The following is a 9,947-nucleotide window of genomic DNA, read 5'->3' as shown; positions in this document are numbered from 1 at the left end:
CCATTTTTTACCATATCTTCAGCTAAGGAACTGGTGGAAACCCCGTAGCGAGTAACGTTGCTCTGAATTTTTTGAATTTGGGGTTGATATTGTTGCACGTCCGCAACGGTGAGTTGTTCGGCGCGTTTATTGGCAACGGAGGCAAACTGCGCAACCAAAGTTTGTAAACCAGAATTGGAACGAGAAAAGGAATCCGAAAATAGATATACTTACTCAAAATTGCAGTTTTATAGATTCATTAACACTTTGATATTATCAAAAGTTTTTTTCAATTACTTAAAAATAACTTCCATATAAGAATTAGGATTTTCAGCAACCCAACCTAAAGGGGAATTATATCTAATTTCAAAATGTAGATGAGCTTCCTCAAAATCAGGTTGCCCTGTCTGACCAACTGTGCCTAAAAGTTCTGCTTGTTCAATTTTTTGACCAGTTTTAACATTGATAGAATCTAAATGAGCATAACGAGTTTGTTTGCCAGAAATATGATTAATTACTACTAAGTTTCCATAATTTCCTTGTTTACCAGCAAATGCCACAATACCTTTTCCTATAGAAAAAACTGATGTACCACTATCAGCAATTAAATCTAAACCACTATGAAAAACTACTTGATTTTTAATGGGATGTAACAACCAACCATAACCTAAAATTACTCTAGCTTCAAAAGGTAAAGGATAACCTGTTAATAAAGATATTTTTGGTGGTGTTTTTCCTCCTGGAGACCAATTTACTCCTGGTAAAAAAACTATTTCTGGTGTTTGTTGAGCTGGTGTTTCTGGGCAACCATTTACTTCATATAAAGCGTCAGCACGGATATTATAATTTTCTGCAACATTTTTCCAGGTTTTACCATTAGGTATTTTCACGGCAATACCGTTATAGGGAGGAATGACAATCTCAGTACCTACGGTTACTTGTCCTTTTTGTAGCACTCGATTAAATGCTAATAAGGTTGGGGGTATTAGGTTGTATTGTTCGGCGATGCTTTCAATAGTCTCTCCGGGGGCGACGGTATGGCGTTGGAGACGAGATAATGCGGGTGGGGGGCAAACTTTTTGTGCTTCTTCTGAAATAGAAGGAGTGGGAACTTTTATTCGTTGGGGTTGGGCGTTAACTTGCATTATTAATACTGGGTTAATTAAGGATAATAATGTAGTTATAAGGTAAAAGCAGGGTTGAGAAATCATAGACAATTAAATTGTATAAATCTACTAAAAAAATAAGGTAGTCCTAAACAAGTAAGGAGAAAAAAATATGGTGGACAAATACAACTTGATTTACCATGATCATGATATTGATAACTCAGTTTTTGCCCACCTTACTATTTAATGTTACTTGATTTTAGCGATCGCCTACCTAAACCTTAAATTTCTCAGTTATCCGCTCAAAGAAATCCTAATTCAACAAAAATATATATTGTACCATCAATTTCAACCCAAATTATTCAGCTAAATCAAATAACCACGCTTCAAACCAAAATTAATACCGCCTTCCCAATCAGATGTTAAATAATCTCGAATATAAACAAATAAATGCTCTACGACGTCTGCATATATAGGGTGCTTAATATTTTTCGGATNATCAAATAACCACGCTTCAAACCAAAATTAATACCGCCTTCCCAATCAGATGTTAAATAATCTCGAATATAAACAAATAAATGCTCTACGACGTCTGCATATATAGGGTGCTTAATATACCCTTCTTTAAATCGAAATTCTCTATCAGTATTCTTTTGTTTTCTTAATACATATATTTGGTCTATTTTGAATTTTCGTAGATTTACCGCATCTGTTAATTTTAGCCATTCTGCTACTAAAATATAAATAGCATTAGGATTTCTATATTTAAGTTTTTCTGCTGCTGTTGCTGCATCTTGAAGCATAGTTTTATCTAAATAAGTTTTGCATTCTATAACTACAGCAGGTACATCCCAAATATGACTTTCTAATTCTTGGGAACCCTGACAATTCATTGTGGCATTAATTCTTACTCCTATGGCAAAATCATTATCTTTCAGTTTAATTAAAGCATGAGGATGACTGAGCATATCTTGATAATTTTCAGACCGAAAAAATATATCTTTGAAAGTACGATACTTTCCAATTAAAGCTTGTGATGAAAACTGATTAACTAAATCTTTAAAAAGGTAATACATAAATTATTCCAAGACAGATGAATGGAGATTTGAACGAGAATCAAATTTTTCTGCATAGTATTGTTGTTCTAGAAAATCTTTGTATTTATTCAACAATTCTACTCGCTCCTCCTAATACCAATTTGATCAATGTTTGCTACATTTTCTTGAGCGCAGGAGTAGGGGAGTAGGGGAGTGGGGAAACATAAGAAAAATTAAGGCGCTTCTGGCTAATAATTATCAAAAAGATTAAAAAGCTCGTGTTAATTACCTAATAATTGAAGTGTCACCTAACTATAGCATTCTTTTTCAAATTGGTATAAATTAGTAGGAGGTGCTGTTCACTGATAACTGATAACTGAAATAACCATGAACATACATTTTATTTGCCTCAATTTTACAACTGTTTTAATATATTATCAGCAATAGCTTTAGCTAACAAAGGAGGAACAGCATTTCCAATTTGATTGTATTGACATAAATGTTTTTCTGCTAAACGACCTTCTCTAGATAGTAGTTTATGACTAACAACTGTTGGTTTACCCATAAATTTAAAACTATCTGGAAATGACTGTATTCTTGCACCTTCTCTAGCGGTGAAATTTCTGTGTTGATAAGGGTGAACAAAGTTAGCATAAAATGAAGCTGGAATTATATGACATGGTTTATCTGGATGGAGTATTCTATTATTTTGGTCGTAGATTTTTGGAGATATTTCTGTAGAGTTCCTTTGTCGTGGTTGTAAATGTTTTGGTACGTCTTTTCCAGAACTTCCCCAAGTCATTGTGGCAAATCTTTCTACCATTCTTTTAGTATGATTCATTGCTTTGTGATTAAACAAAATTTTATTGCCATTTCTCAATAATTTTTGATATTCATTCGACCGCTGTTTGAAATAATTTGACTCTTCTTTTCCTTCACCAGCTTCTAAGGTTGGTAAGTCATAAATAGCATCCCATAATGTCGGACAAAACTTTAAATTTTCTCCAAATAAAGACATTTGCTGATTAGTTAATATTCCATGAGTTGGTAAGGGAAAGGGATTTTCTAGTTCTCGTTTTGAGGCAATAATAAATAAACGTTTTCTAATTTGAGGTACGCCGTATGCTGTAGCTTCTAATATATTTGTGTAGACATTATATCCAATCTTTTTTAATTCTTGTTCAATAATTTCGATAACTTTGATTTGAGAATGAGTCCGAAATTTAATCATATTAGGTACGTTTTCCATAATTAATATTTCTGGCTCAAACACTTTAGCTATTCTAATTAATTCTCTAAAAAAGTTATTTCTAGGGTCTTTAGGGTCTCCAGCATTTTTATTACAAATAGAATATCCTTGACAAGGCGGACCTCCTATAACAATTTGCGGTTTATTATTACCCCAAATCGCTACTATGTCATTATTAGTAATATTTGTAATATCTTGATTTATAACAACTGCATCTGGATGATTATAAGCAAAAGTTTCTGATGCCCATTTATCTATTTCTATAGCACCAATAATTTGACAACCTGCCCACTTAAAACCAAGGCTAAATCCACCTGCACCGGAAAAAATATCTAATATTAATGGTTTCATAAATGATACTTTTGGCAAAAATAGTTAAACAACTATTTGATTTTTAGTAGTTTCTCTGTCAATATATTTTTCCTCAAAAATTTCTTGAATGAAATCTTTAATATCTTGAGCAGGAGGACGTTTTTTAAATTGTTGATGATTATAAATCCATAAAGGCTTAATCACTCTTTTCTTCTCCTCAACTAAATACATTAATCTAATTTGTCCTGATGCACCTTTAGCAATGGCTAAAACTAATTTATAAAATTGCCATTCATCAGTTCATTAATTGATAATTGATAATTGATAATTGATAATTGATAATTGATAATTGATAATTGATAATTACCTCTGGTTAAAACCGTTCTTGATTGAAGATNAATTGATAATTGATAATTGATAATTGATAATTGATAATTGATAATTGATAATTGATAATTACCTCTGGTTAAAACCGTTCTTGATTGAAGATCGGGAAATATCATTTCTTCTCTTGGTCGATTGGATATGGCGTTTAGCTAACGCACAGCTTTCCTGACGGAATGCTCCGCAAACGACCGCTTTTTTCCCCTTAAAAGGGGAGGCTTTAAACCAGAATTATTTAATTATTAATAATTAATAATCAGGTAATTTCAGACCACTTGGTAAAGGTTCAACCTTGGCTTGAGTAGGATAAGGATGAATAATTAGTTCATCAAGATACTGACTAATAATCTGAATAAATTCCTGTTTTTGAGATTGAGATTTATAGGTGTTGACTAACTTTTTAAAACTCCGTTCAAAGTTAGTAGTCTTCTCAATTAAGAAGGGAGTTGAGCCAGTCATTCACTTCTCCTTTATGAATATATTTTGGTTCTTCTTTAGACTCTATTGCTACTTTTAAAATATGAGAAATAATAGAAGGGTAGTGAGGATGTTCTTTCTCAATTTCTAAAAGTTTTTCTTTTCCTAATAAACGCATATCTTCTAATAATATAGGTTCGCTTGAAATTGCATTACTAGTTCAAGAATTAAGAATGCGCGAATTAAGAATGCGCGAATTACCTCTCCTTGAAAAGGAGAGGATTGACAAACAGGAAAATTTTTATTTATTATCCCCTTAAAAGGGGAGGCTTTAAACCACAATATTTCGGTAAATCTTTTCTCGCTTTTTGCCACGGAAATTCTAGGTGGGTTAAATCACTCAAATAGTAAGCATCATATTCACCGAAGTATTGTCAAGTTTCCTCTAAAACGTCCTTGATTTATGAGGGAATATTAGTAATACTTTCCTGGTTTGGGATTGGTAATTGTTCGGCTTCAAATTTACTGTAAAATTTATAAGCAGGAGGACAAACAAGACCATATCGCCAAGCTTGTATTTCATCAGCGAATAAAGGTTCACCATTAAGAGCTAAATATAAGCATTGGCTATAGTAGAGGAGTTTTTGTATTTTCATATTAGTTATTTGAGCTTCTCTACCATCTTCATAAGCCCGCATAATGAAATATTTGGCTACTTCTAAGGGGTTAATCATTGCACTTTTATCTTTTTATTTTTAGTTTAATAAAGCTATATATATTTATTATTTTAGCACTAAATAAGTAGTTGCATAAGTACATAACCTTTAAACAAGAAACCGGGTTGATCACCATAATTACTCTTTTCAGGAAATTTCTTGGATAAACCAGGTTTCTGTCTAATTAAGAACGAACGCTCGAAATAAAAAACCGGCTTTATTGCCATAATTATTCTTTTTCAGGAAATTTATTCGATAAACCCGGTTTCTCTGTAAGGCGATCGCCTGTCTAAATTTTAAACTTCTCAGTTATCCGTTTCATCGCCTCGTTGACATTTTCCCGACTATTAAAAGCAGAAATTCGGAAGTAACCTTCACCTGCAGCACCGAAACCTGAACCGGGAGTACCCACAACATTACAATTTTGCAATAGGTTATCGAAAAAATCCCAACTTGACAAACCTGTAGGAGTCTGCACCCACACATAAGGTGCATTGACTCCACCATAAATAGTTAACCCTGCTGCTTGTAACTGGGAGCAAATAATTTTTGCATTCTCTAAATAAAATTCTATTAATGCTCTCACTTGCGCTTTTCCTTCCTCGGAGTAAACTGCTTCTGCACCCCGCTGCACGATATAAGAAACTCCATTAAATTTAGTGCAATGACGGCGGTTCCACAATTTCCATAATTCTACATCGGAACCATCAGCAGCTTTCCCTTTGAGAGTTTTGGGTATGACAGTCAGCGCACAACGAGTACCAGTAAAACCAGCATTCTTAGAAAAGGAGCGAAATTCGATCGCGCATTCTCTTGCTCCTTCTATCTCATAAATAGAATGGGGAAGACTTGCATCGGTAATATAAGCTTCGTAAGCAGCATCGAATAAAATAATGGCGTCATTCGCTTTTGCATAATTTACCCATGTTTGCAAATATTCTTTTGTCGCAGTCGCACCAGTGGGGTTATTCGGAAAACACAAATAAATTAAATCTACCTTTTGAGTAGGAATTTCGGCAGTAAAATTATTATCTGCTGTAATTGGTAAATAAACTAACCCCTCATATTCCCCTTTTTCATTTACATCACCAGTATTACCTGCCATTACATTAGTATCTACATACACTGGGTATACTGGATCTGTCACAGCAATAGTATTATTATTGCCAAAAATATCTAGAATATTACCAGTATCACACTTCGAGCCATCAGAAATAAAAATTTCCGAGGCATCAATATCACATCCCCTAGCTTGAAAATCTTGAGTCGCAATTTTCTCCCGCAACCAAGCATAACCCTGCTCTGGACCATAACCCTTAAAAGTTGAGCGATCGCCCATTTCTGCTACAGCTTTAGTCATGGCCTGAAGACAAGCTTCTGGCAATGGTTCGGTGACATCCCCAATACCCAATTTAATAATTTGGGCTTCTGGGTTTGCTTCGGCAAAGGTATTAACCCGTCTAGCTATTTCTGGGAATAGGTATCCTGCTTTGAGTTTGAGGTAATTATCGTTAATTGTTGCCATAGTAGATTAAAAAAAGTCACTTACAACATTAGACCTGTTGGAAAACTCAAAGTCAAACAAAGGAAGAGGGAAGGAAGAAGGAAGAAGGAAGAAGGAAAGAAGAAGGAAAGTAAATGAGTCTATAAATAAATACAATTTAAGATAAGTTTTAGTCTTATCTGAACCCTATTGATCTTTATTCCTATATTTCCTGTATCCATATAGAAATCCTAAATAGGTTGTAACATTTTATTTTATGGGTTTTGTTTCCAAACCTAAGCAAAAAGATAAATTCTCTATAAATTCAGGAAAAGGTAACATTAGCAAGAGTTTCATACTTGATTATCTATCATGGCTTGCTATATAAAATTGGTAAAAACTGGTAAAAACTACTGTGTGTTTTTTCCATTATCAAGAAAAATATAGCAATCCTAAATAGGTCGCGACAAATCAAAAAGTAGATAAAAAAGTTGAAACTCTTACCTGTTGCCTGTTGCCTGTTGCCTGTTGCCTAAAAAGCAGTAATATTTTTGCCACGAATAAAATAGGATTGCTATATATACTTGCTTCCCTGTTGTTTTTTTCTCAAAAGTACTTTCAACACTCCAATGAAAATGCTATATTAGTTAAATTAAAATATTTTATCTTAAAAGGTTATGTTATACATAATATTTCAGGCAGTTCAGGGTGCATACAACAATTAAAAATTGCTTGTAGGTTTCTTAATGTAGTAGGTGAAATTCAATCAAACAGCTATTAATTATTAGTTGAGAGAGTTAGTCTTACAAGTCTATACGCCCCTTAACCGAACACAATTTTAAGAAGCTTAAATTTGGCCAATAGCTTCCTCTAGGTAGCTAAAATAGTAGTTATGTTCACTCTAGTCCTACTAAATCATGCATCAACAACAAGATTCTAGATTCAGAGAAACTCTCTTAATTATTAATGATAATCCTAAAAGTTTAAAACTTTTGACTGAGTTGTTATCTACCCAGGGGTATAAGGTGGAAATTGCCACCAGTAGTAAGGAGGTTCTAGAAACTATTCATTTCATACTTCCAGACTTGATTTTATTAGAAGTTAAAATGCCAGAAATGGATGGGTATCAAATCTGTGAAGTTCTGAAAATAGATGAACTAACTTGTGATATCCCTGTGATTTTTATCTCTGCTTTGGGTGGGGTGATGGATAAGATTAAAGCTTTTACTGTGGGAGGGGTAGATTACATAACTCAACCATTTGAATTAATTGAGATTTTAGCCAGGATTGAAAATCAATTGCGCTTGCGTTCTCTACAGCAGGAATTACAACAACAAAATGCTAGATTACAACTATTATTAAATGCGACTTATGCTATTAGTGAAGCATCTGATTTTGAATCAGCTTTAGAAATAATTCTCGCAGAAATATGCCAAACTATGAATTGGGATTTTGGGGAAGCATGGATTCCTAATCAAGATAATACAATGCTTAGATTTAGTAGAGGTTGGTATGCTAGTAACAGTAGCAATGGTGCTTTACCACTTACTCTCAAGTTTCGACAACAGCATCAAATTATTACTTTTAGTTCTCATCCAGGTTTCCTACAAAGAGTTTTCTCTTCTCAGCAGTCAGAATGGCTAAAAGATATTTTTAAAGAACAATCTTCTGTTTCTATTTGTTCTGAAATTGCTGAAAAAATAGGTATTAAATCTGCTTTAGGAATTCCGATTATCCTAGATAAAAAGGTTTTAGCTATTTTAGTCTTTTTCCAGAAAAGTTCTCGCTCCCTCGACCAAAATTCTATGCAATTAGTTAATGGTGTTGCTACTCAATTAGGGGGGTTAATTCAACGCAAAAAAGCAGAACTAGCTCTCAAAAAAGCTAACCAAGATTTACAAGTAATTGCTAGTTTAGATAGTCTAACCTCCCTGGCCAATCGTCGTAAATTTGATGAATATTTTCACCAAAAATGGGAACAACTTAGACAAGAAAAAAAGCCTTTATCTCTGATAATTTGTGATGTAGATTATTTCAAATATTACAATGATTATTATGGACATCCAGAGGGAGATCAGTGTCTCAAAAAAGTTGCTCAGGCGATTAGTAAAGTTGCTATATTTCCTACTGATTTAGTATGTCGTTATGGTGGAGAAGAATTTGGAATTATATTACCCAATACAAATCTTGATGAAGCTTTACGAAGAGCAGAATTAATTAGAGTGGAAATCAAAAACCTTGAGATATCTCATGCCTATTCAAAAACAAGTCCTTATGTTACTGTAAGTTTGGGAGTAAGTAGTATAGTTCCTAAGTTTAAATTATCCCCTCGTACATTATTAATAGATGCTGACCAGTCACTTTATAAAGCTAAAGAACAGGGACGTAATTGTGTTGTTGCCCATAGAAATAGCTGTGTTTTTCGGAACAGTTTTACCAATAACAGNGTATAGTTCCTAAGTTTAAATTATCCCCTCGTACATTATTAATAGATGCTGACCAGTCACTTTATAAAGCTAAAGAACAGGGACGTAATTGTGTTGTTGCCCATAGAAATAGCTGTGTTTGTTAATTAATTTGTTAATTAAACATTCAACGAAAATTAATTTTTGTATATTTAATGCTCACTTTAAGTAGGTCAGCTAAATTATTTTTATAGCACTCACCATTACTATTAGGAAATTCTTGCTTCTCTCAAATTTAGTCAGATCAATAATTTTTAAGTCTGACTTCAGCGATATATTTACTGCTGTTGTATACAAGTATATTTTTTGTTCTTAGTTAAGCTGTTCATTGCTTACAAATATTAAATTAATTTTGTACAGGTGCTTATATTATGGTAATAGTAATACCCAGTCTATTTAAGTTTGATTAGCGATCAAAAAATCTTTCCTCTCCTTCTAGACTAATCTCGCTATAAAGCATTTATCAGTAAGTGTGAGGTACACTTTTATATTTCTTGCCTGTTGCCTATTATCTAGAATTTTGTACCTCACGCTTTTTGAGAATTGTTATACTTACCACTGACTTATTGATAAGTATTCAACCGTCAATATAGCCTTTCCCAAGGTTATGAGGTACAGTTGTATTTTTGTATTTTTGTTCCCTGTTAAGTGTTAAGTGTTCCCTCAAACCTAAAATTTTGTACCTCACGCTTTTTGGGAATTGCTATAATATAATTTTTTCCTTTCTCTTACCTCTTCTCTGCTGACTGCTCACTCATCATTTATCCGTATTTGACCGAATAATTAATAATTAATAATT

8 protein-coding genes and 1 pseudogene are annotated in these 9,947 nt (G+C 33.3%); 1 reads left to right on the top strand and 8 read right to left on the bottom strand.

The genetic code is table 11. The features are described from left to right. Nucleotides 1-272: 272 nt before the first annotated feature. The 8 genes from AFK68_RS24350 to AFK68_RS24320 form a co-directional block, all read right to left on the bottom strand. A complete protein-coding gene (locus tag AFK68_RS24350) occupies nucleotides 273-1,124 on the bottom strand; it encodes a M23 family metallopeptidase (RefSeq protein ID WP_246844432.1) in 852 nt (283 codons plus the stop codon). A 459-nt stretch (nucleotides 1,125-1,583) separates the two neighbouring features. Next, nucleotides 1,584-2,161: Bpu10I family restriction endonuclease (locus AFK68_RS24345; RefSeq protein WP_246844431.1), on the bottom strand; the 578-nt coding region annotated here is incomplete at its 3' end. Between the two features lie 376 nt (nucleotides 2,162-2,537). Then, nucleotides 2,538-3,722, bottom strand: coding sequence for a DNA cytosine methyltransferase (locus AFK68_RS24340; protein WP_094675799.1), 1,185 nt, complete (start codon nucleotides 3,720-3,722; stop codon nucleotides 2,538-2,540). Nucleotides 3,723-3,746: 24 nt separating this feature from the next. Then, nucleotides 3,747-3,914 (bottom strand): hypothetical protein, encoded by a 168-nt coding sequence (locus AFK68_RS37280; RefSeq protein WP_168186635.1) that lies wholly within the window; start codon nucleotides 3,912-3,914, stop codon nucleotides 3,747-3,749. Between the two features lie 402 nt (nucleotides 3,915-4,316). Continuing rightward, entirely contained in the window at nucleotides 4,317-4,526 is a 210-nt protein-coding gene (locus AFK68_RS24330; RefSeq protein WP_094675795.1) for a hypothetical protein, read from the bottom strand. Continuing rightward, nucleotides 4,498-4,662, bottom strand: coding sequence for a hypothetical protein (locus tag AFK68_RS37275; RefSeq protein WP_168186634.1), 165 nt, complete (start codon nucleotides 4,660-4,662; stop codon nucleotides 4,498-4,500). Before AFK68_RS37275 ends, AFK68_RS24330 begins: the two co-directional genes overlap by 29 nt. Nucleotides 4,663-4,945: 283 nt before the next feature. Further along, nucleotides 4,946-5,218, bottom strand: coding sequence for a Panacea domain-containing protein (locus AFK68_RS42505; RefSeq protein ID WP_246844430.1), 273 nt, complete (start codon nucleotides 5,216-5,218; stop codon nucleotides 4,946-4,948). A gap of 271 nt (nucleotides 5,219-5,489) precedes the next feature. Continuing rightward, nucleotides 5,490-6,725, bottom strand: coding sequence for an LL-diaminopimelate aminotransferase (locus tag AFK68_RS24320; RefSeq protein WP_094675793.1), 1,236 nt, complete (start codon nucleotides 6,723-6,725; stop codon nucleotides 5,490-5,492). Nucleotides 6,726-7,600: 875 nt separating this feature from the next. Between AFK68_RS24320 and AFK68_RS24315 the strand changes: the two are divergent. Beyond that, nucleotides 7,601-9,129: pseudogene (locus tag AFK68_RS24315) on the top strand (diguanylate cyclase domain-containing protein); the annotation flags it as partial. Between the last annotated feature and the right edge of the window lie 818 nt (nucleotides 9,130-9,947).

Origin of the sequence: Hydrocoleum sp. CS-953, from assembly GCF_002260545.1 — a bacterium.
GTDB lineage: Bacteria > Cyanobacteriota > Cyanobacteriia > Cyanobacteriales > Microcoleaceae > Trichodesmium.
The sequence above is the reverse complement of the archived record's forward strand: the minus strand, read 5'-3'. Positions and strand labels throughout refer to the sequence as shown.

Coding starts and splice junctions, on each gene's coding strand:
- AFK68_RS24350 (WP_246844432.1), bottom strand. CDS start 1,124: ATGCAAGTTAACGCCCAACCCCAACGAATAAAAGTTCCCACTCCTTCT.
- AFK68_RS24340 (WP_094675799.1), bottom strand. CDS start 3,722: ATGAAACCATTAATATTAGATATTTTTTCCGGTGCAGGTGGATTTAGC.
- AFK68_RS37280 (WP_168186635.1), bottom strand. CDS start 3,914: ATGTATTTAGTTGAGGAGAAGAAAAGAGTGATTAAGCCTTTATGGATT.
- AFK68_RS24330 (WP_094675795.1), bottom strand. CDS start 4,526: ATGACTGGCTCAACTCCCTTCTTAATTGAGAAGACTACTAACTTTGAA.
- AFK68_RS37275 (WP_168186634.1), bottom strand. CDS start 4,662: ATGCGTTTATTAGGAAAAGAAAAACTTTTAGAAATTGAGAAAGAACAT.
- AFK68_RS42505 (WP_246844430.1), bottom strand. CDS start 5,218: ATGATTAACCCCTTAGAAGTAGCCAAATATTTCATTATGCGGGCTTAT.
- AFK68_RS24320 (WP_094675793.1), bottom strand. CDS start 6,725: ATGGCAACAATTAACGATAATTACCTCAAACTCAAAGCAGGATACCTA.